The organism is Kitasatospora sp. NPDC058032 (assembly GCF_042885845.1).
Taxonomy (GTDB): domain Bacteria; phylum Actinomycetota; class Actinomycetes; order Streptomycetales; family Streptomycetaceae; genus Kitasatospora.
This window is the reverse complement of record NZ_JBHVRK010000013.1, coordinates 103,376-124,623: the sequence shown is the minus strand read 5'-3', so window position 1 is coordinate 124,623 and position 21,248 is coordinate 103,376. Positions and strand designations below refer to the sequence as shown.

At 75.0% G+C, this 21,248-nt stretch carries 19 protein-coding genes; 12 read left to right on the top strand and 7 right to left on the bottom strand.

What is annotated here, in order from left to right; translation table 11 throughout:
* Positions 1-52: 52 nt before the first annotated feature.
* Positions 53-1,678, bottom strand: coding sequence for a carbohydrate binding domain-containing protein (locus ACFVUH_RS21740; RefSeq protein WP_387914964.1), 1,626 nt, complete (start codon positions 1,676-1,678; stop codon positions 53-55).
* A gap of 361 nt (positions 1,679-2,039) precedes the next feature.
* Here ACFVUH_RS21740 and ACFVUH_RS21735 point away from each other — a divergent pair, with 361 nt between their 5' ends.
* A complete protein-coding gene (locus tag ACFVUH_RS21735) occupies positions 2,040-3,152 on the top strand; it encodes a hypothetical protein (protein ID WP_387914963.1) in 1,113 nt (370 codons plus the stop codon).
* Entirely contained in the window at positions 3,149-4,201 is a 1,053-nt protein-coding gene (locus ACFVUH_RS21730) for a polysaccharide pyruvyl transferase family protein (RefSeq protein ID WP_387914962.1), read from the top strand. Before ACFVUH_RS21735 ends, ACFVUH_RS21730 begins: the two co-directional genes overlap by 4 nt.
* 61 nt (positions 4,202-4,262) lie before the next feature.
* Here ACFVUH_RS21730 and ACFVUH_RS21725 read toward each other — a convergent pair whose 3' ends face one another.
* From ACFVUH_RS21725 to ACFVUH_RS21715, 3 genes are read right to left on the bottom strand one after another with little or no spacing between them, the layout of a single operon-like run.
* On the bottom strand, positions 4,263-5,249 hold the full coding sequence (locus tag ACFVUH_RS21725; RefSeq protein ID WP_387914961.1) for an ROK family protein: 987 nt from the start codon (positions 5,247-5,249) through the stop codon (positions 4,263-4,265).
* Entirely contained in the window at positions 5,246-7,372 is a 2,127-nt protein-coding gene (locus ACFVUH_RS21720) for a beta-galactosidase (protein ID WP_387914960.1), read from the bottom strand. Before ACFVUH_RS21720 ends, ACFVUH_RS21725 begins: the two co-directional genes overlap by 4 nt.
* Complete coding sequence (locus ACFVUH_RS21715) at positions 7,369-8,406, bottom strand: zinc-binding dehydrogenase (protein WP_387914959.1); 1,038 nt, start codon at positions 8,404-8,406, stop codon at positions 7,369-7,371. The genes ACFVUH_RS21720 and ACFVUH_RS21715 overlap by 4 nt, the downstream gene beginning before the upstream one ends.
* A gap of 49 nt (positions 8,407-8,455) precedes the next feature.
* On the opposite strand from ACFVUH_RS21715, the gene ACFVUH_RS21710 reads away from it, so the two are divergent.
* The 5 genes from ACFVUH_RS21710 to ACFVUH_RS21690 all read left to right on the top strand — a co-directional run bounded on the left by ACFVUH_RS21710 (position 8,456) and on the right by ACFVUH_RS21690 (position 13,965).
* Complete coding sequence (locus ACFVUH_RS21710; RefSeq protein ID WP_387914958.1) at positions 8,456-9,346, top strand: SDR family oxidoreductase; 891 nt, start codon at positions 8,456-8,458, stop codon at positions 9,344-9,346.
* A gap of 126 nt (positions 9,347-9,472) precedes the next feature.
* A complete protein-coding gene (locus ACFVUH_RS21705; protein ID WP_387915038.1) occupies positions 9,473-10,858 on the top strand; it encodes a rhodanese-like domain-containing protein in 1,386 nt (461 codons plus the stop codon).
* 32 nt (positions 10,859-10,890) lie between these two features.
* Positions 10,891-11,172, top strand: coding sequence for a metal-sensitive transcriptional regulator (locus ACFVUH_RS21700; protein WP_387914957.1), 282 nt, complete (start codon positions 10,891-10,893; stop codon positions 11,170-11,172).
* A gap of 72 nt (positions 11,173-11,244) precedes the next feature.
* Positions 11,245-11,634, top strand: a complete 390-nt coding sequence (locus ACFVUH_RS21695; protein WP_355360971.1) for a DUF302 domain-containing protein — start codon at positions 11,245-11,247, stop codon at positions 11,632-11,634.
* 135 nt (positions 11,635-11,769) lie between these two features.
* Positions 11,770-13,965 (top strand): MMPL family transporter, encoded by a 2,196-nt coding sequence (locus ACFVUH_RS21690; RefSeq protein WP_387914956.1) that lies wholly within the window; start codon positions 11,770-11,772, stop codon positions 13,963-13,965.
* A gap of 175 nt (positions 13,966-14,140) precedes the next feature.
* Here ACFVUH_RS21690 and ACFVUH_RS21685 read toward each other — a convergent pair whose 3' ends face one another.
* Entirely contained in the window at positions 14,141-14,308 is a 168-nt protein-coding gene (locus ACFVUH_RS21685; protein WP_355360977.1) for a hypothetical protein, read from the bottom strand.
* A 343-nt stretch (positions 14,309-14,651) separates the two neighbouring features.
* On the opposite strand from ACFVUH_RS21685, the gene ACFVUH_RS21680 reads away from it, so the two are divergent.
* From ACFVUH_RS21680 to ACFVUH_RS21665, 4 genes are read left to right on the top strand one after another with little or no spacing between them, the layout of a single operon-like run.
* Positions 14,652-15,488: a hypothetical protein gene (locus ACFVUH_RS21680; protein WP_387914955.1), complete on the top strand. Its 837-nt coding sequence runs from the start codon at positions 14,652-14,654 to the stop codon at positions 15,486-15,488.
* 41 nt (positions 15,489-15,529) lie between these two features.
* Positions 15,530-16,330: a hypothetical protein gene (locus ACFVUH_RS21675; RefSeq protein WP_387914954.1), complete on the top strand. Its 801-nt coding sequence runs from the start codon at positions 15,530-15,532 to the stop codon at positions 16,328-16,330.
* Positions 16,327-17,160, top strand: coding sequence for a hypothetical protein (locus tag ACFVUH_RS21670; RefSeq protein ID WP_387914953.1), 834 nt, complete (start codon positions 16,327-16,329; stop codon positions 17,158-17,160). Before ACFVUH_RS21675 ends, ACFVUH_RS21670 begins: the two co-directional genes overlap by 4 nt.
* Positions 17,157-18,119 carry a hypothetical protein gene (locus ACFVUH_RS21665; RefSeq protein ID WP_387914952.1) on the top strand — a complete coding sequence of 321 codons (963 nt, stop codon included), beginning with the start codon at positions 17,157-17,159 and terminating at the stop codon, positions 18,117-18,119. Before ACFVUH_RS21670 ends, ACFVUH_RS21665 begins: the two co-directional genes overlap by 4 nt.
* Positions 18,120-18,347: 228 nt before the next feature.
* On the opposite strand, the gene ACFVUH_RS21660 is transcribed toward ACFVUH_RS21665, so the two are convergent.
* Positions 18,348-19,352: an LLM class flavin-dependent oxidoreductase gene (locus ACFVUH_RS21660; protein ID WP_387914951.1), complete on the bottom strand. Its 1,005-nt coding sequence runs from the start codon at positions 19,350-19,352 to the stop codon at positions 18,348-18,350.
* 96 nt (positions 19,353-19,448) lie between these two features.
* Here ACFVUH_RS21660 and ACFVUH_RS21655 point away from each other — a divergent pair, with 96 nt between their 5' ends.
* Positions 19,449-20,009, top strand: a complete 561-nt coding sequence (locus ACFVUH_RS21655; protein WP_387914950.1) for a GNAT family N-acetyltransferase — start codon at positions 19,449-19,451, stop codon at positions 20,007-20,009.
* Between the two features lie 65 nt (positions 20,010-20,074).
* On the opposite strand, the gene ACFVUH_RS21650 is transcribed toward ACFVUH_RS21655, so the two are convergent.
* Positions 20,075-21,145, bottom strand: a complete 1,071-nt coding sequence (locus ACFVUH_RS21650; RefSeq protein ID WP_387914949.1) for a phosphatidylinositol-specific phospholipase C domain-containing protein — start codon at positions 21,143-21,145, stop codon at positions 20,075-20,077.
* Positions 21,146-21,248: the final 103 nt, after the last annotated feature.

Below are 21,248 nucleotides of genomic sequence, written 5' to 3'. Positions count from 1 at the left end.
CCCGGGAGCGGTGAACGCTCCCGGGGCCCCGCGTCGTCGGCTCAGCGGGTCATCAACGGCCCTGGAGGGACTTGACGTTGTCGCCGAAGGACCAGCCCTTCGAGCCGTCCCAGTTGATCGACCAGGTCATCAGGCCCTTCAGCTGGCCGCTGAAGGAGCTCCACGACTGGCTGACCAGGCTCGGCGCCATGTAGCCGCCGCCGGCGCCGGGCTGGGCCGGCAGGCCGGGCACCTGCTTGTCGTAGGGCACCTTGATGGTGGTGCCCTGGATGGTCAGGCCGTTGTTCAGGCAGGTGGTCTGCGCGGTGAAGCCCTGCACGGTGCCGGCCTGGTAGGAGTCACCGGAGCAGCCGTACATGCTGCCGTTGTAGTACTGCATGTTCAGCCACCACAGCTGGCCGTTGTCGACGTACTTCTTGATGATCGGCAGGTAGGAGCCCCAGATCGAGCCGTAGGTGACGCTGCCGCCGGTGACGTACGCGGTCTCGGGCGCCATGGTCAGGCCGAAGCCGGCCGGCATCTGGGCGAGCACGCCGTCGATGATGCGGATCAGGTTGGACTGCGAGGCGGACAGCGTGTTGATGCTGCCGCTGCTGGAGAGGCCGGTCTCGATGTCGATGTCGATGCCGTCGAAGTTGTACTTCTTCAGGATCGGGACGATGGTCGCCACGAACTTGTCGGCGACGGAGCTGGAGCTCAGGTCGATGCCCGCGGCGGCGCCGCCGATCGACATCAGGATCGTCGCGCCGGCGGCCTTGGCCTGGCACATCTCGGCGGGGGTGGAGACCTTCACGTTGGCGTCCATGCCGTCCTCCCAGAGGACGGTGCCGTCGGAGCGGATCACCGGGAAGGCGGCGTTGATGACGTTGTAGCCGTGCGCGGCCATCCGGCTGTCGGTGATGGGGGTCCAGCCCATGCCCGGGTGGACGCCGTTGGAGGCGCCGTCCCAGTTCTCCCAGTAGCCCTGCAGCACCTTGCCCGAGGGCTTGGGCTTGGTCGGGCAGGTGGAGCCCGGCGGGGTGGTCGGCGGGGTGGTGGGAGGCGTCGTCGGCGGGGTGGTGGGCGGGGTGGTCGGCGGCGTCGTGGGAGGCGTCGTCGGCGGCGTGGTCGGCGGCGTGGTGGTGCCGCCGGGGCCGGAGAGCACCACGTCGTCTGCGTAGAACGCGGGCTGGCCGTACCAGCCGTGCAGGAAGACGGTCACCGAGGTGGTGGTCGCCCCGGTGGAGAAGTTGACGCTGAGCTGGCTGTACGACGCGCTGTTGCCCGTCCAGGTGGACGTCGTGCCGCCGAGGCCGGTGCCGGTGGCGCCCAGGTAGACGTAGCTGCCCTGGACGAACGCGCTCAGCGTGTACTGCGAGTTGGGCTGCACGCTGATGGTCTGGGTGCACTGGGCGGTGTCCTGGCCGGTCGGCGTGGCCTGGAGCGCCGAGGTGCCGCTGTGCACCGGGCTGCCGACGGTCACGCCGGAGCCGCCGGAGCAGTTCCAGTCGGAGAGTCCGTTCTCGAAACCGGGGTTGGCCACCAGGTTGGGGGTGGCGGCACCGGCGTTGACCGTGCCGGCCACGGCGAGGCCCGCACCGATCACGGCGGCGGCGCTCACCACCGCGAGGGAGCGCATCAGGACGGTCGATCCGGGCTGGGCGCCGCTGGTCCTGGGCAGCTGCGTTGCGCGCTCCACGACCGCCCGCTGCGGCTGTGGGGTACGCGACCTCCGACGGAACATGCTGTGCTCGCTTCCCGCCGGGCGTCATGGACATGACCGTCGCTGTGGGGGCGCGGCGCCCGGCTCATGGGTGGGGACATGTGGGGATGTGCCGGTCCGGATCGTAGGAGCGACGGCAAGGCCAGTCAATAGGTCTGGACCAATGCCGGGTCGAACCACGGTACTCCCGGCCCGGATCGGCGACCGCCGGCGGTCACCGCGCGGGCGGGTCCGCGCGGGTGAACACCGGGCCCGCGGCGCGGCGGTGGCCGGGCGGACCGCCGCCGTCCTGCTACAAGCGGAGCGTGAACTTCCGACAGCGGGAAGGGCGGCGGAAATGATCGTCGAGGATGTCCGGAACGAACCCGTCGCCGCCGGCCGGCGCCTGTCGGCGGCGGTCCGGGCCACGGCCGAACTGCCCTCGGCGCGGCTCCACTTCACCGTGCCCGGCGGTGCGGACGACTGGCTGCCGGAGCGCGGTGACGCCTTCCTCGCCGCGCTGCTGATGCCGGCCATGAGCCTCGGCGAGGAGCTGGTGGTCGACGCCCCGGTCTCCGCCCGGCTGCTGCGGTCGGCGCGGACCGTGATGGAGATCTACGCGGCCTGGTGGGCCCGCTTGCGGGAGGTCCGGCTGACGGTGGGCGAGCCCGTCGAGGCGACGCGCGGGCAGGACGGCGTGGGGCTGTTCTTCACCCTGGGCGTGGACTCCTTCTACAGCCTGCTCGGGGACCGCGAGCGCCGTGCGGAGCCCGCCCACCGGCCGGTCTCCGAGCTGCTGTTCGTGAACTTCGAGCAGCACACCGGGCCGGACCACGAGCACCTGCTCGGCCGGGTCCGGCTGGTGGCCGGGCGCAGCGGCTGCCGGGCCGTCCCGGTGGAGACCAACCTGCGTGCCCTCACGGCCCCGCTGGTCCGCTGGGAGGACTTCCACGGGGCGGCGCTCGCCGCCACCGCGCTGGCCCTGCAGGGCCTGCTCGGCCGCTGCCTGATCGCGGCCAGCTTCGAGTACCGGCATCTCCCCCCGTACGGTTCGCATCCGGTGCTGGACCACCTGTGGTCCACCGAGGCGCTGGACGTCGTGCACGACGGCGCCGGTGCCACCAGGACGCAGAAGGTGGCGCGCCGGCTGGCCCGCTCCGAACTCGCCCTGCGGCAGCTGGCGGTGTGCTGGCGCGGCCGGCCCGGGCAGAACTGCGGGGCGTGCGAGAAGTGCCTGCGGACCATGGTCACCCTCGAGCTGGCCGGGGTGCTCGGGCGCTGCGGGACGCTGCCCGGCGTGCTCGACCTCGAGCGGCTGGGCAGCGTGCCGATGCACTCGCCGGACGCCCGGGAGGCGATGCGCGAGGTCGCCCTCGACGCCCGGGCCGGCGGACGCCCCGACCTCGCCGAGGCGGCCGAGCTGGCGGCGGACCGTCATGGGCCCCTCCCCCGTGCGGCGGTGACGCGGTGACCGGGTTCGGCCGGTGGGCCGGCCTCGGACACCGGCTCGGCGAGGTGCTCGGCGCCCTGGTCGCGCCGTCGAGCCGCTGCGCGCTGCTGGGCTTCCCCGACTACGGAAACGTCGGCGACAGCGCCATCTGGCTGGGTGCGCGCACGCTGCTGGCCGAGCTGGGCGCCGAGGTCGTCTACACCGCCGACCACCACGACTTCGACCCGGCGGCGCTGGCCGAACGGCTGCCGAACGGCACCATCCTGCTCACCGGCGGCGGCAACCTGGGCGACCTGTGGCCGAGCCACCAGCGCATGCGCGAGCAGGTGATCAGCGCCTTCCCCGGGCACCGGATCGTCCAGTTGCCGCAGTCCGTGCACTTCGGCGACCCGGCCGCCCTCGCCCGGGCCCGGGCGGTCTTCGACGCGCACCCCGATCTGGTCCTGCTGCTGCGCGACGGACCGAGCCTGCGCGCGGCCCGCCGGGCCTTCCGCGCCCCCGCCCTGCTCGCCCCGGACTGCGCCTTCGCGATGAACGGCGTGCCCCGCCTCGCCCGGCCCGAGCGGCGGATCCTGTGGCTGCGGCGTGCGGACCACGAGTCGGCCGGCCACCCGGGGCCGGGCCCGCACGCCGAGGTGCACCGGACCGACTGGACCGGGCAGGAGGGCGCCGAGCCGGGCTGGGCCGCCGAGGCCCTGGCCGTGCGGCAGCGGATCGCGGCGGCCTCGGCCGAGGTCCGCCGGACGGCGGCCGGCGCGGCGGTCGCCGAACTCGCCGCGGCCCAGGACCGCCATGCCGAACTCCAGCTCCGGCGCGGCTGCCGACTGCTCGGCAGCGCCGAGGCGGTGGTCACCGACCGGCTGCACGGGCACCTGCTGAGTCTGCTGCTCGGTCTGCCGCACGTGGTGCTCGACGACCGGAACGGCAAGGTCGGCGGCTACTGGCGGACCTGGGGGCACGAGCGGCACCGGTCCGTCACCCGGCGGGCGCCGGACGCCGACCGGGCGCTGCGGGCCGCCGCCGCGCTGCTCGCCGACCCGGCCACGCCCCGGCCGGCCCGGGAGGGCTGAGCACCGGCCACCGGCGGGGGCGTCAGAGGGGGCGTCACCGGGGGCGTCAGCGGGAAGGGCGTCAGCGGGAGCGGTCGAGCGCCAGCAGCGCCGCGCCGATCGCGCCGGCGTCGTTGGCGAAGCGGGCCGCCAGCACGGGCACCGGCGGGCGGTCGCCGGGCGCGTAGAGCCTGCGGGCGAACTCGGCGCGCGCCGGGGCGAGCAGCAGGTCACCGGCGGCGACCGGGCCGCCTCCGACGATCACCACGGCGGGGTCGAACAGGTTGGCCAGGGCGGCCAGGCCGACGCCGGTGAGCGTGCCGATCCGGCCCAGGATCTCCAGCGCCCGGTGGTCGCCGCGGCGGGCGGCCTCCGTGACGGCCTCTCCGGCGTCCGGCCGGCCCTCACCGGCCCGGCCGCGCGCGTCGATCGGGCCGCTCTCGCCGACCAGTCGGGCCAGTGGGGAGCCCGGGAGGTCCTCGGCGGCCTGCCGTCCGAGCCTCGCGATGGCGGCCCCGGAGGCCGCGACACCCCAGCACCCGCGGTTTCCGCACTCGCACCACGGTCCCCCCGGATCGACGGTCAGATGGCTGGCCTCGGCCGCGAAGCCGTGCGTGCCGTGCAGCGGCCGCCCGCCGACCAGCACCCCGCACCCCAGCCCCGTGCCCAGCGTCACCAGCACCAGGTGGTCGTGCCCCCGCCCGGCGCCGAGCCGGTACTCGGCCCAGGCGGCGACGTTGGCGTCGTTGTCCGTCACCACCGGCAGCCCCACCGCGTCCGCGATCAGCTCCCGCAGCGGCGCCCGCGCGAACTCCAGGCCGGGCGCGAAGGCCAGCGCGCCGGTCCGGGAATCGACCATCCCCGGCAGCCCGACGCCGACCGCGGTGACCCGCTCGCCGCGCACCCGCGCCACGAGTCCGGCCACGGCGGCGACCAGTTCCTCGGCCGTACGGCGCGGTGTGGCACAGCGGGCCCGCGCCGACACCTCGCCGTCGGCCGTCACCCGCACCGCCGCGGTCTTGGTGGCGCCGACATCGATGCCGACCGCCTCGGCCGGGGCGGCGGTCATCCCGCCTCCGGCAGGACCACCCGGGCCCGGCCCGGCCCCGCGGCGGTCCGGACCTCGAAGCCGCCCGGTCCGCGCAGGGCGGACAGGTCGCACGGCCGGTCGGAGGCCAGCAGATCACCGCCCACCCGGACCCGGACCGGCAGCCGGGCACCGCTCCGCTCGTCGATCCCCTTCACGTAGCAGGCCGCGAGCCGTCCGTGGGACACCTGGACGACGGCGCAGCCGCCGCTCACCAGGTCGGCGGTGACCGGGTGTTCCCCGCACACGGTGCGGGCCCGCAGGGGGGAGTCCGTGCGGTTGAAGAGGAAGACGAGCACCTCCTCGGGGTCCGCGGCGGTCCTGCGCAGTTCGAGCCACGGCCCCGGTCGGGCCCGCACGGGGGCGTCGTGGCTCCCGTGCAGCCAGTCCTCGACGGCCGCGCCGAGGGACCGCCCGCCGGGGGCCACCGTGCGCACGCGGCCGTCGCCGTGCCGGCGGACCGCGGCGGCCAGCTCGGTGCAGGGGCGCAGGTCCTCGTCCAGCGCGGGAGGTTCACCCACCAGGAGCAACGCTCCTCCCCGCTCGGCGAACCGGGCGAGCCGCCGTTGCAGGGCCCGTTCCATGAACCGGCCCGACACGGTGACCAGCGGCCCCGACCCGGGGTCGGGGCCCGCCCGGCCGGTGAGCTCGGCCAGCCGGAAGGGCAGGTTCCGCCGCAGGCAGTGGGCGACGAAGGGCACCAGGGTGCGGGCGGCCGAGGGCACGGGCCGCTCGCCGTCCGCCGTCCCCTCCCACGCCCCGACCGCGGCGTACGGCGGGTGGACGCCCCAGCACACGCCGGGCTCCGGGCGGGAGAGGGCCAGCGGCTCCTGCCGTCCGGCCAGGAAGTGGGTCAGCACCCGCAGCGCGGCGAAGGCCGGGCCGGGGCCGGCGTCGAGGCGGATCGGGGCGGCGTCCCCGTACGGCGGAGAGAACTGCGCGGGGTCACCGGCCGGGCCGGTGAGCCGGGAACCGTCCACCTCGAGGTGCGGGCCCCAGCCCTCGGTGGCGCAGGCCGGGTAGACGCTGATGCCGGTCGCCCCGCAGGCCACGCCGAGCAGGGTCTGATGGATCGGCACCACCGGGAAGGCGCAGCCCGGATCCGCCCAGCGCAGCCCCCAGTTCTCCTCGATGTTGGGGCCGGGCCCGCCCTTGGCCGCCAGCACGTAGTTGACCAGGGCCTCCTCCTCGGAGAGCACCGGGCCGGTCCAGCTGGTGTAGGCGCGGGGCAGCCCGGGCGCCGCGCCCACCCGGTTCCTGGCCAGCCAGGCGTCGTGGCGTCCGGCGGCCCGGCCGGGGACGCGGTCCGCCCTGGCCGGCGGCGAGTAGCTGGTGAAGACGGGGAGGTCCGCGCCGAGCGCCTCGGCCAGCCGCGCCATCCCGGTGGTGAGCGATTCGGCGGACCACCGGCCCCAGCTCACCAGGGAGCGCAGTCCTTCGGCGGAGAGCCGGTCCTCCGACCGGGTGGGCGCGGCCACGCCGGGGGCGAAGCCGTCGAAGCCGTCGGTGCCCGGCCGCGAGTAGTCGAGCGCGTCGATCGGCAGCGCGGTCTCGCCGTAGTGGCCCTCGTTGCCGATCTGGGCGGCGACGAGGGGTCCGTGCGGATGGGTGAACGGCCGCAGGAACAGGCCGACGGCGCGCAGCCAGTCCAGGGCGTCGGCGAGGAAGCCCGGGTCCAGGGCCGAGGGCAGTGTGAACCGGTCGCAGGGCAGCGGCCGGCCGTCGGCGGAGCGGGCGGCGGACCGCTCCGGGTCGAGCGTCGGGCTGAGCCGGTCGGGCAGCCCGCCGAAGGGCAGTTCGGCGTGCACATAGGGGCCGGGCTTCAGCACCGCGAGCAGCCCGGTCGCCGCGACCAGCTCCAGGAAGCCGGCCAGATCGCGGTTACCGTCGCCGTCGAAGCACCACCGGCGGCCGTCGCCCCGGGCGATCTCGTGGTGGCGCCAGGGGACGTAGCTGGTCACCACCTCGATGCCGGCCTCGCGCATGGCGCGCAGCTTCGGCGCCCAGCGGCCCGGGCGGTCCCGGTAGTAGGGGTACTCGCCGGTGATCAGGAACCGGGGCCGGCCGTCCAGCCACAGGGTGCCGTCCAGGAAGCGGGGCCTCATGGGGCGGGGTTCCCGTCCGTGCCGAGCAGCACCTTCATGGCGCGGTACCCGTCCGCCTCCGGCCGGGCCGGCCCGGGCGGGACGACGGCCAGCAGCGCGAGGGCCTCGGCGTACCGTTCGAGCGGCAGCACATGGGTCACCAGCGTCTCCAGCGGCAGTTCCCGCGCGAGGTCCACCGCCAGGGCGAAGTCCGCCGGCCGGTACGGTCCCGCCCCCACCAGGCGGATCCCCCTGGTCACCAGGGACCGCAGCGGCACGGTGGCGACGCCGGCCTCCTTCTCGCCCATCACCACGACGGTGCCGCCGGCCGCCACCGTGCCGAGCACGTCCCCGGGCAGCGACCCGGTGGTGTCGACGGCGACGTCGGGCGTGCCCGACGCGGCCGCCTCCGCCGCGGCCAGCACCCGGACCGTGCGCGGCAGCAGCATCCGGGCGAGTTCCACCCGGCCCGGATCGCGCTCGGCCAGCGTGACCCGGGCGCCGCGCCGGGCCAGGACCAGTGCGCACAGCGCGCCGATCGGACCGGCGCCGACCACGAGCACCCGGTCGTCCCAGCGCGGACGGGCCGCCGCCAGGTTGTTCAGCACGCAGGCGAGCGGTTCCACCAGGGCCCCGCGCCGGTAGGACACCGCGTCGGGCAGCCGGTGGACGAAGCGTTCGGGCACGACGGCGAAGCCGGCCATCGTGCCGTCCCGGTCGACGCCGAGCTCCCGGCCCTCCTTGGCCCCGCAGTGGGCCGGCATCCCGCGCCGGCAGGGGCGGCACCGGTCGCAGTGGTAGGTCGGGTTGATCACCACCCGGTCGCCCGGCGCCACGGCGGTGACGCCGGCCCCGACCGCGGCCACCGCGCCGGCCGCCTCGTGCCCGAGCACCACACCCCGCCGGGCGGGGAACTCGCCCAGCAGGATCGCCCGGTCCGTGCCGCAGATGCCGCTGACCGCCACCTCGACCAGGACCTCGTCCGCCTCGAAGGAGGGGACGGCGCGATCGTGGATGCCGGGCAGGCCCACGTCCTCGAACACGACGGCCTTCATCGCAGCCTCCCACCGGTTCGTCCCCCAACAGTGCCATAGGGTGTCCGATATGAACCGGTACGGGCGGCCGAGTGGGTGGGAGGCACCGGCGGGCCCCGGTCCGAGGATCCTGCTGCTCGGCGCGTCGGGGTTCGTGGGCGGCGGCCTCTGGAGCCACCTGGCCCCCCGCCACGCGGTGGTCGGCACGTACGCCACCCGGGCGGCCCCGGGCCTGGTCCGGCTGGATCTGCGCGACGAGACCCGGCTGGCGGCGCTCGCGGCCGACGGCTTCGACCTGGTCGTGCACGCGGCCGGCCTGGTCCCCCTGGAGGCGGCCGAGGCCGATCCCGCCCGGGCCCGCCTCCTCAACGTCCGCCCCGTCGAGGTGCTGCTGGACGCCCTGCGCGGCTCGGCGGCGAAGCTCGTCCTGCTGTCCAGCGACAACGTCTTCGACGGCACCCGCCCCCGGTACACCGAGGCCGACCCGCGCTCCCCCGTGAACGTCTACGGGCGGACCAAGGCGGCGGCCGAGGACCTGCTGCTCGCCGAGGGCGGACACCTGATCGTGCGGCTCCCGCTGGTCTTCGGGCGCGGCCCGTGGGCGAACAGCTTCCTGGCCCGTCTGGCCGCACCGATCACCCCCGCCCGCACCGACCTGGTCTGTGCCCCCGTCTACCTCCCCAGCATCGGCCCGGCCCTGGCCCGGCTGTGGCACCGCACGGGGATCCTGCACTACGGCGGCGCCGACGTGGTGACCCGCTTCGAGCTGATGTCCCGGGTCCAGCGGGCCCTGGACCTGCCCACCCGGGTGGTGCCCGCCCACGGCCCGCAGGCCCACGCCGAGTGCCCCCGCCCGCCGCGGCTCGTCCTGCGCAGCACCCGGCACCGCCTGCTGGGCCCCACCCTGGACACCGCGCTCGCCCACCTGGCGGCCCTGGGCGGCGGTCCCGGCGCGTCGTGATCGACGGCACCTGGCTCCTCGGGCGTCCCGCTTCGCCGAAATTTACCCCCGGGGGTATGGTGGAGAGCGAACGGATACCCCACTGGGTATTTGGAACCGGACCATCGGATGCAGGAGCGACCCACGGTGTTCTTCGCCCAGTACTACCTCGACTGCCTCTCCCAGGCCTCCTACCTGGTCGCCGACGAGACCACCGGCCGCGCCGTGGTGATCGACCCGCGCCGGGACATCGACGAGTACGTCGCCGACGCCGAGGCGCACGGCTTCACCGTCGAGGCGGTCATCAACACCCACTTCCACGCCGACTTCCTGGCCGGGCACCTGGAGCTGGCGGACCGCACCGGCGCGTGGATCGGCTACGGCCACCGGGCGGTGACCGAGTACCCGATCCGCAAGCTCGCCGACGGCGAGCGGATCGGCCTGGGCGAGGTCACCCTGCAGATCATGGAGACCCCCGGACACACCCCCGAGTCGATCAGCGTCCTGGTGTTCGAGCACTCCGGGGACACCGTCCCCTACGGGGTGCTGACCGGCGACGCGCTGTTCATCGGCGACGTCGGCCGCCCCGACCTGCTGGCCTCGGCCGGCACCACCGCCGAGGAGCTGGGCCGGATGCTCCACCACAGCGTCCAGCACAAGCTGATGGGACTGCCCGACGAGGTCCGGGTCTTCCCCGCCCACGGCGCCGGCTCGTCCTGCGGCAAGAACCTGTCCACCGAGCGCCAGTCCACCATCGGCGCCCAGCGCGCCACCAACTACGCCTGCGCGCCGATGAGTGAGGACGCGTTCGTCGCGATCGTCACGGCCGGCCAGTCCACCGCGCCCGGGTACTTCGGCCACGACGCCGCGCTCAACCGGCAGGACCGCGGCCTGTTCGACCCCGCGCTCGCCCACCGCCCACTGACCGCCGAGGAGTTCGCGGCCCGCCGGCAGGACGGAGCGGTGGTGGTCGACGCCCGCGGCCCGCAGGAGTTCGCCGCCGGACACCTGCGCGGGGCCGTCAACGTGCCCGCCGACGGCCGCTTCGCCGAGCAGGCCGGCGCCGTGCTCCGGCCGGACGCCGCACTGCTCGTCGTCGCGCCGGACGGCCGCGAGGGCGAGATCGTCACCCGCCTCGCCCGCATCGGCTTCGACCGCACCGTCGGCCACCTGGCCGAGCCCGAGGCGAGCCTGCCCGCGCTCGCCGACCAGCTCACCCCCGCCGCCCGCCTCACCGTGGACCAGTTGCGCACCGCCCTCGCCACCGACCGCCCCCCGCTGGTGCTCGACGTCCGCACCTGCGGCGAGCGCGCCGAGGGCGCCGTCGAGGGCTCCGTGCACATCGCGCTCAACGAGCTCCCCTCCCGTCTCGCCGAGATCCCGCGGGACCGTGCGCTGGTCGTCCACTGCGCCGGCGGCCACCGCTCCTCCATCGCCGCCAGCCTGCTGCGCCACCACGGCCTCGACGAGGTCTCCGATCTGCTCGGCGGCTACGCCGCGTGGGACCAGGCGCACCGGCCGACGGCGGTCTGAGCCGCCCGCGCGGAACGATCGAGGAGGACGAGATGGCGGAGGAACCGACCGTACGGGTCGACGACGACGCGGTCGGCGCGGCGCTCAACCGTCTGCGCCGGGCGCAGGGGCAGCTCAGCGGCGTGATCGCGATGATCGAGTCCGGGCGGGACTGCCGGGACATCGTGACGCAGTTGGCCGCGGCCTCCCGCGCCCTGGACCGGGCCGGGTTCAAGATCGTGGCCGGCGGCATGCGCCAGTGCACGGCCGCGGACGGCGAGGCGCCGGCGATGGGTGAGACCGAACTGGAGAAGCTGTTCCTCACCCTCGCCTGACTCGTCCCCCGCCCACCAGGACAGTGGACAGCAGACAGCAGGACACCGAGCCACCCAGGAATGGAGCACCCCATGGAGTACGGGATCCCCGTCACCCTCGACCTGCCCTTCGCCGAGACCGTCGAACGGGTGCGGGCCGCACTCGCCGAGCAGGGCTTCGGCATCCTCACCGAGATCGACGTCCGCGCGACCCTGCGGGCCAAGATCGGCGAGGAGATCGAGGACTACCTGATCCTCGGTGCCTGCAACCCGCCGCTGGCCCACCGCGCCCTCCAGGCGGACCGGCACATCGGACTGCTGCTGCCGTGCAATGTCGTGGTCCGCGCGGACGCCGGACGCACCGTCGTCGAGGCGATGGACCCGCAGCTGATGGTCCAGGTCACCGGGCAGCCCGCACTGCAGGCCGTCGCCGACGAGGCCGCCACCCGGCTGCGCGCCGCCCTGGCCGCGCTGACCGGCTGACCGGCCGACCGGCCGCCTGACTCCTGAACGACGGGGCCCGCCCGGAGCGGGCCCCTCCCTTTCGGCCTCCCATATACCCCCACCCGTATTTTCGCATCCGCCCCCCGGCGGGGCGCACCAGGAACGGAGCAACCCGTGAAGCACCCGGACACCACCCTCGGCCGGCCGGCCACCGCCGCGCCGACCGAGCCGGCCCCGCCCCCGGGCCTGCTCGGACGGCTCGGCCTCTGGTCCGCCCGCCACTTCAAGGCCGTCCTGGCCGGCTGGCTGCTGGTCGTCGTCGGCCTCGGCGCGTTCGCACCGCAGGTGACCTCGGCGCTCTCCGGGGCCGGCTGGCAGGCCGACGGCTCCGAGTCGGTGAAGGTCCGGCAGGTCGCCGAGCAGCACTTCGCCGGCAACGCCTCCAGCGCGCTGCAGATCGTGGTCGCCGCCGACCGCCCGGTCACCGAGCCGGACGTCCAGCAGGTGATCACCAGGGCGAGCGAGCTCGCCGCGGCCGACCCCCGGGTCTCCACCGTGGTGGCACCCCAGCCCGGCGCGACCATCGCCCAGGACGGCCGGACCGCCGTCCTGCTCGCCGGCGCCAAGGCCTCCCCCGACGACATGGTCCGCGCGGCCGACGACCTCAAGGGCCCGCTGAACGCCCTCTCCGGCAACGGCGTCGACGTGCACGCCACCGGCGCGTCGGTGCTGTGGAGCGACTTCAACAAGGCCAACCACGACGCCATGATGAAGTCCGAGATCATGTCCTGGCCGGTCACCCTGGCCATCCTGGTGCTCGCTTTCGGCTCCCTGGTCGCCGCCGGGCTCCCGCTGCTGCTCACCATGGCCGGACTCGCCGCCTCCGCCGGCTCGCTGGTCCTGCTCAGCCACCTGTTCCCGATCTCCGTCTGGGCGATGAACTTCGCGATGATGTTCGCGCTCGCCCTCGGCATCGACTACGCGCTCTTCCTGGTGGTCCGCTTCCGCAGCGCCCGGGCCGCCGCCGCCCGCCGGAACCCGGCACCGGGACACCGGCCGGGCAGCAGCGCGGCGGTCGCCGAGACCATGGACACCGCGGGCAAGGCCGTTCTGCTGTCCGGCGCGACCGTCCTGGTCAGCCTCTCGGCCGTGATGCTGGTGCCGTCCCCGGCGTTCCGGTCGATGGCCGGCGGCATCATGCTCGCCGTCCTGTTCGTGCTCGCCGCCACCCTCACCCTGCTGCCCGCCGTGCTCGGCCGGCTCGGCCACCGGGTCGACGCCCTCGCCCTGCCGTGGGTGAAGACCGGCGAGCACCGGTCGGCACGCTTCGCCGCCTGGGGCGAGCGGCTGTGGAAGCACCCGCTGCGCTACGGCGCACTGGCCCTCGCCGCGCTGATCGCGCTCGCCGCGCCCGTCATCGGACTGCGGACCGCCATGCCCTCGATCACCGTGCTGCCCGAGGACGCCAGCGCCCGCGCCGGCTACACCGCCGTCCAGCAGGCCTTCGGCCCCGGGGCGCCCGGCACCCTGCAGATCCTCACCCCGACCCACGGCGCCGAGGGCGTCGCCGCCGACATCGCCGCCACACCCGGGATCGCCGGCGTGATGCCCGCGCAGCCGGCCGCCGACGGCTCCGGCTGGTCGATGGTCCAGGCCGTTCCCGCCGTGGACCCCTCCAGCCCCGACCTGGGCCGCACCGTCAACACCCTGCGGGCCGAACTGCCGGCCGACACGCTGGTCGGCGGCGCCGCGGTGGAGAACCTGGACCTCCAGCACCTGCTGAGCGAGAAGACCCCGCTGGTCATCGGTGTCGTGATGGGCCTGGGCTTCCTGCTCCTGCTGGTCGCCCTGCGCGCCCCGCTGATCTCGGCGCTCGGCACGGCCGCCAGTCTGCTCTCCACCGGCGCGGCCTTCGGCGTCGCCCGGCTGGTCTTCCAGGACGGCCACGGCGCGGGGCTGCTCGGCTTCACGCCACAGGGCTTCCTGGACGGCTGGGCGCCGGTGTTCTTCTTCGCGATGATCTTCGCCATCGCCATGGACTACACGGTCTTCCTGCTCGCCTCCGCCAAGGAGCACTACGAGCGCACCGGCGACCCGCGCGAGGCCATGGTCGGCGCGCTGGCCCACTCCGGCCGGGTGATCTTCGCGGCGGCGGGCGTGATGGTCGCGGTGTTCTTCACCTTCGCCCTGTCCGGGCCGCTTCCGCCCAAGGAGATGGGCATCGTGCTCGGCGTCGCCGTCCTGCTGGACGCCGCGCTGGTCCGCCTGGTGCTGCTGCCGGTCCTGCTCCGGCTCACCGGCGCCGCCGCCTGGCGCACGCCGGCCTGGCTCGACCGCGTGCTGCCGAGGATCTCCTTCTCGCACGACTGAGCCCGGCCCGGTTCCGACGGCCCGGTCCGCCCCCGTGGCGGGCCGGGCCGTCGGCGTCGGTCACGGACGGCGGCCGAGCGCGGAGGCGCAGGCGGGCACGGAGGCGCAGGCGGGCACGAAAACGCGACGGGCCGTGCCGGGGATGTCCGGCACGGCCCGTCGCGGGTCCGTGGATTCAGCGGCGGCCGAGGAGCTTCGCGAAGAAGCCCCCGCCCTTCTGCGCATTGCGGTCGCAGGCGCAGCGGTCGGCCTTGGCGACGCCGGCCAGCACCTGGTCGACGTGCATGCCGCACCCCGCGTAGGTGGCCTTGCCGCAGCTCCGGCACGTCGTACGTCGACACATCGCAGGACTCCTCACGTCCGGGGGAAACGAGGGATTCTCCCTCTCCTCCACTATACCGGTGGGGGTATCTTTCCGGTGCGAAAGGGACGGCTCCGGCGACTGGGGAGCGTACGCGGGCACCCTGGGCATCGCTTCAACCCGCAAATCGATTTCGGTTCGATCACGGCGTGTCCCTTTGGTCGGATCTTGGGAGGGAGTGCGGTGATTGATCATGTTGGCGGCGGGAGCGGCGCGCTCTCATAATTCCAGCCATACGCGCGACGGGCGGCCGTGAGAGCCGCCGTGGGGTGCCCCTGAGAGGCCCGAGCGCACACTTCCCGATCCTTCCCTGGGGGGAATCCCTTTGTCCGCGCACGATCACGTGCCGCCCGCCGCCGACCCGGCCGTGGCCGCTCCGGCCACCGGTGGCCCGACCCCGGTCGACCCGGCCACCGGTCGCAAGCGTTCGCGTGCCGCCGCCGTCGCACTGGCCACCGCGGGCCTGCTCGCCGTCACGGCGGTCAGCGCCACCGTGACGGTGGCCGTCGGCAAGCCCGACGACCGGCCGGCCGTCACCGCCGCGACGACGGCCGCGCCGTCCTCGGCGAGCCCGACCGCGTCGCCTACGCCCTCCGCCTCCGCTCCGGCGACCATCCCGCCGCCCGCGCCCGTCCCCGCTCCGACGAGCACCCTCAAGGGCAGCGTCAGCGGCGGCCGGCACGACGGCGACCTGCGGTACTTCCTGCTCCCGATCCCCGCGGGCGGCGAGTCCTACGGCCCGGCCGACGGCATGCCGTTGACCGACGAGGAGATGATCAAGGAGTTCGACGGCGGGGCGGAGGTCATGCGCGCCCTCCACACGCTCGGCTACAAGGACGCCGCCACCCGGACGTACCGCACGGCTGACGGCAAGGCCGAGGTCACCGTCACCCTGCTGCGCTTCGGGACCGCCGCGCAGGCGGAGTTCTTCGCCAAGAACGACACCAGGGACCTCCCCGCCGTCGAGGTCACCGGCGACCCCGGCGCCCACGGGTACATCAGCAAGCCCAAGCAGCAGGCGTACACCGGATCGCTGAGCGGCATCTCCAGCCAGGGCGACGTGCAGTACACGGTCGACGTCGAGGTGAAGGGCGATCCCGACAAGGCGCTGCTCGGCGAGCTGATGAAGCGCCAGCGCGACTGGCTGACCTCCGGCCGCTGAAGCCGACCGGCCCTCCTCTTTCTTCCTCTCTGGAGCCTTGCGTGACCACCGAACCCGTGGTGCCGTCGCCGGTCGACGGACCGCCACCCCCGCCGGCCGCACCGCCCGTGCCCGAACCCGCCACCGAACCCGCCTCCGACCAGGTACCCGCCCGGCGCCCGCGCCGCCCGCGTCCGGTCCTGCTGCTGGTCTCCGGCCTGGTGCTCGGGACCGCCGCCGGCGGAGGCATCGGCTACGCCGTCCAGGCGGGCCGCCCTCCGACGCCGCTGCCGCCGGTCCAGGTGGCGCTGCCGGCGTACCCCTCCGGGGTGCAGGACCCGGCCGCCGCCGCGTCGACGCCCTCGCCGCTCGCCATCGACGGCGACCTGCGGAAGCTGCTGATCACCGCGCCGAGCGGCAGCAAGCCCTGGGACGACTACCCGGACACGCCGAGCTGGATCACGGTCGGCGAACACGCCGACACCTCCGGAAAGGTGGCTTCGGTCTTCACCGAGCTGAACCGGAGCGGATTCCGGCGTGCCGTGGAGGTCGACTGGCAGCAGGGCGACCTGAGCGTGCGGGTCTCCCTGGTCCAGTTCGGGCCCGACTCCGCCGTCGAGGTGGAGAAGGCGGCCAAGCGCGGCACGACCCGCCTGCAACCGTTCGCCGACCATGCCAACGGCGGCTACGAGGTCAGCGACAAGCCCGTCTACTGGGCCGAGACGACCGAGCAGTACTACCCCGGCGTGGCCGTCGCGCAGCGCGGCACCGTGCTGATGGAGATCGAGGTCTTCGGCGCGAAGCCGGTGGACGCCGAGTTCGTGAAGGGCCTCGCCAAGCAGCAGTGGGAGCGGCTGGTATGACCGACGACAACGTGACCGAGCCCCTGCTCCCCGGCCCGCAGACCGCGCCCGCCGCCACCGGACCCGCCGTCACCGGGGCCCCGGCGGCCTCCGCCACGACCCGCCGCGTCCTGCGCGCCGGCGGCGCGACCGCGGCGGCGGCCCTGGTCGGCGTGGCCATCGGCGTCGGCATCATCGAGGTCCGGTACGACGATCCGGCGCCCGCCGCGGCTCCCGCGCCCTCCACGGCCGCGTCGGCCCCGACGGCGACCGCCACGCCGTTCGGCGCGAAGTCCAACGGCAACCACTTCGGTTCGCTGCTCGACCTGATGCTGCCGGTCCCGGCCGACTTCGAGCCCGGGCCCGACGACGGCCCCGACGGCAACAACACCGAGCTGACGGCCGACCAGCTCACCGCCGCGTTCGACGACGACCTCGGGACGCTCCCCAAGGAAGAACGGGAGAAGCTCCGTCAGGCCTGGAAGGACCTGCACGTCAAGGCCGGTGGCGTGCGGACCTACAAGAGCCAGAAGGGCGACCTCGTCATCGGGATGAAACTGCACCAGTTCAACCAGCAGGAGGTGAAGTCGGCGAACGAGTACACGGCGGTGTTCACCGACACCGGCGTCTTCCGCCTCGGCCCTGCCGTCCCCGGCCACCCCGAGGCGCACTGCTACCTGATGCCCGCGCCGCCGTCCGCGCCGCTCGACCGCATGGAGTGCTCGGCCGCCGAGGGCGACCTCCTGGTGGTGATGAACGCCGAGGGCCTGGCGCCGCTGCCCAAGGACACGATCGTCGCCCTCCTGGCCCAGCAGCTCGACCGCCTCGCCCGCCCGGGAGCCTCCGTATGACCGACAGCAGCGACACCCCCGCCGTGCCCGACGCCCCCGCGGTGCCGGACGTCCCCTCTGCGGCCGACGTCCCCGTCGTGGCGCCCGCGGCCGGAGCACCGACCGAGGAGGAGCGCGCCCGCGGCAGCCGGCGCCGCAAGGCCGCGCTGCGGTGGGGCGCCGCCGCCGTGGTGTGCGCGCTGGCCGGGACGGGCAGCGCGCTCGCCGTCACCGCGCAGGACCGCACCGACCTGCCGGGACTGGCCACCAAGAGCGACGGGCGCTACACCTTCCCGGCGCTGGTCCTGCCACCGCTGCCCTCCGGCAAGGCCGCGCCCAAGGACAACAAGAGCCGGCACGCGGCGGACCTGCGGCAGCTGCTGCTGCCCGTGCCCAAGGAGGCGGGCGGCTCACTCACCCCGACGGGCCACCCGGCAGCGCTCGCGGTGACCGGCGGCGGAACCCCGAGCGCGAGTGCGAGCCCGACCACCTCGGCCTCCCCCTCGGCCACGGCCACCAGCGCCTCCCCCGCGCCCGGAGCGGCCGCCGGCCCGGGAGACTGCGACGCCTTCGTCGCCGAGCAGGCGAACCAGGCCGAGGCCCGCGCCCTGCTGCTGCAGTACGCCTGCCGCGCCGCCGTCGTCCGCGAGTGGACCGCCGCCGACGGCACCCGCACGCAGATCCGTCTGCTCTCGTTCGGCTCCTCCGCCGAGGCCTTCTCCGCCTTCGCCGGCCTGCGCGACGGCAAGGGCCCGAAGGACGTTCCCACGGTCGGCGAGGCCACGCCCACGGGCTGGGACGAGGTCTACGGCGTCACTCTCGCGACCCGGACCGCCACGCCCCATGACGCGCCGCCCGTCCGGGTGGCATACCTGGCGGCGGGCGACCTCGTGGGTGTCGTCACCCTGTCCAACCCCAAGGGCGTGCCCGCCGCCGCGTTCCGGCAGGTGGTGACGCTCCAGTCGGACCTGCTGGCCTGAAACCCGCCCCCGGATGTGCGCCCGGTCGACAGCTCGGCTCGCGAGGGCTCGCTGCGGCGCCCGGGCGTGGCGGCGAACGTGGACGGGCGGCAGCTGCCGACGGCCCGGGAGCGGTTCCTCGTCGACACCGGCCGCCGCACGCCGCGCTGCGCCACCCGGGTCCGGGTCGCCGCGCCCGGGCGCGGCGGGTCGACGGGTGACCGGGGACGCGGCCGGCGCCGCCGGGGCTCAGGACAGCCCGGCGGCCTCGGCGAGCAGCCGGTAGGAGGCCAGCAGCTCCGCCCGGTCGTAGGTGCTGGTGGTGACCAGGTACTCGTCGGCGCCGGTCCGTTCCATCAGCGCCGCGAGCTCGGCGACGACGCGCCCGGGCGTGCCCGCCAGGTGGCCGGTCAGGGCCTGCTCGAAAGCGGCCCGCTCACGCGGGGTCATCGACCGGGCCAGGACCTCCTCGGCGGGTTCGAGCGGGGAGAACTCCCCGTGGGTCCGGCTGTGGGCGCTCGACCAGGCCTCCGGGACGAGCAGCGCCCGGGCCCGTTCCTCGCTCCCGGCGACGGCGACCGTCCCGGAGACCACCACGTAGGGCCGCCTCGCCCGGGCGGAGGGGCGGAAGCGCTCGCGGTAGCGGTCGATCGCCTCCCGCATCGCCTCCTCCCCGCGCACCGCCGCGATCACCAGCGGCAGCCCCGCCTCGGCGGCCACGTCCGCGCCCGCACCGGTGGCCAGCACGAACGCGGGGACGTCCAGGCCCTCGGCGGGGCGGGCGTGCACGCCCCCGGGACCGCGCGCGGCGGGGTCGAACCAGGAGAGCAGGTCGGCGAGCTGCTCGGGGAAGCGGTCCGCGGCGTCCTTCTCCCGGCCCAGGGCCCGGCGCACTCCGTCGGTGAAGCCCACCGACCGGCCCAGGCCCATGTCGATCCGGCCCGGGAACAGCGCCTCCAGGACGCCGAACTGCTCGGCGACGACGAGGGGCTGGTGGTTGGGGAGCATCACCCCGCCGGTGCCGACCCGGATCCGGGACGTCGCGGCGGCCACGGCGGCGGCCAGCACCGTCGGCGCCGAGCCGGCCACCCCCGGCACGCCGTGGTGCTCGGAGACCCAGAACCGGTGGTAGCCCAGCCGCTCGGCCTCCACCGCGAACGCGACGGTGTCGCGCAGCGCCCGGGCGGGCTGCTCCCCCCGGCGCGTGCGGGAACGGTCCAGGACGGAGAGGCGGAGGGCGGGCGCGGCGGTCACCTCCGTGCCAACGGCCGACCGGCGCACCGTCATTCCCCGGGATTCCGGGCGGAAATTCGGTTGCGGGGCAGCAGTGACCCCTGTTAACCATGTGACATGCTACAGACCTCGCGCATCGCGCTCCGCGCCCGGCACGACGACGACATCCCGCTGCTGCACACCGAGCTCTACGACGACATCGTCACCCGTTCGCGCGCGGACACCCGCCCCTGGCGCCCCCTCGCGCCCGGCTCCCCGGAGTCCCCGTTCGTCGTGGGCCAGGGCGACGACGGGGTCGCCTTCTTCTCGGTGGTGGAGCTGTCGTCGGGCGAGCTGGCCGGGGAGGCGCTGGTCTGGGGCATCGACGCCCACCAGCGGCGCGCCCACCTCGGCCTCGCGCTGCGGCCCGGGTTCCGCGGGCGCGGCCTGGCCGGTGACCTCGTGCGGCTGCTCTGCCGCTACGGGTTCACGGTGCGCGGGCTGCAGCGGCTCCAGGTGGAGACGATGGCCGGCAACGTGCCGATGATCAAGGCCGCCACGGGGGCGGGCTTCGTGGTCGAGGGCACGCTGCGGCGCGCCGCCTGGGTGTGCGGGGCGTTCGAGGACGAGGTCATCCTCGGGCTGCTCGCCTCGGAGTGGATCGACGAGCCGGAGCCGGCGGCCGACGCCCCGGCCTGAGTCCGCCCGAGCAGAACGCTCGGCCGGGAGCCCGGCCGAGCGTCCGCGCTGCGGAGTGCCGGGCGTCAGCCGCGGGTGAGGACGAGTGACTGGACGTCGGGCAGCTTGCGCCAGTCGCTGGAGACGATGGTCGCGTGGGCGCGGGCGAGCTGTTCGGTGCGGCCGCGGGCCTGGTCGGCAGTGGGGTCGGTGTTGCTGATCGCGGGGGCGACGTTGTGCGCGTCGGTCATCGTCAGCAGGTAGTGGTTGGTGTCGTACCAGCCGGTGTCGATGCCGTTGAGGTAGGTGGCGGCGTCACCGTCGAAGACCACGAACCAGGGGCGGATCGAGGTCTCGCTGTACCGGGTGCGCGGGTCGCCGGCCGCCGCGCCGAGCGCGGTGGGGAACATCCGGGCCTCGCCGATCCGGCCGGCCGCGGCCAGGTCGCGCAGGTAGCGGCCGTACTCGACGTCGGTGTGCAGGGTGTCGAACGGGTTGTCCAGCTCGACGGTGCCGGGGATCACGTACACCAGGGCGCGTCCGGCCAGCGCCGACCTGGTCGGCCAGTTGCCGGCGCGGACGGCGTCGTCGAGGCTCGGGTAGGAGCCGCCGCCCGGCTTGGCGAGCAGGTCGGCCGGGCGCAGCGCGGCGGAGCCGAGGTGGGCGGCGATCACCGCGTCGAGCTGGGCGGGGCCCATGCCGAGGTTCCCGGAGAAGCCCGGCTTGAGCTCCAGCTTGATCACCAGCGGGCCCGCACCGGGGTGGGCGCCGAGCCAGATCCGCACGTCGTCCAGACAGGCGTCCAGGTTCTTGTTGGTGCCGCCGGAGTAGAGCTGGGCGGCCGAGGTGGCGCTGACGCAGTTGTTGGTATTGCCCAGCGGGTTGGAGTGGCTGACCTTCCACTCCTTGGTGACGACGTTCGGCCAGGCGTCCAGCTCGATCATGCCGGTGCCGGTGTCCAGGCCCTGGGCGAGGTAGCCGAAGGCCGCCGGGTCGTAGGTGTTGTGCAGGCCGACGGTGGTCGCGGAGGCGAACGGGAGCTCGCCCGGGGTGCTGCCGCCGGCGGCCTGCGCGTCGGCGCCGACGGGCAGGACGGCGGCGGCCGCGGCGAGCAGCCCGGCGGTGAGGGTGCCGATGAGGGTACGGCGGACGGTCACGGTGTCAGTCCCCTTGTCAGTGCGCCGGCGGGCCGGCGCGCCTTCGGCGGTGGCTCCCGCCGGTGCAGAGCATGACCCGTCCGGCCGTCGAACCGGTGAAGAG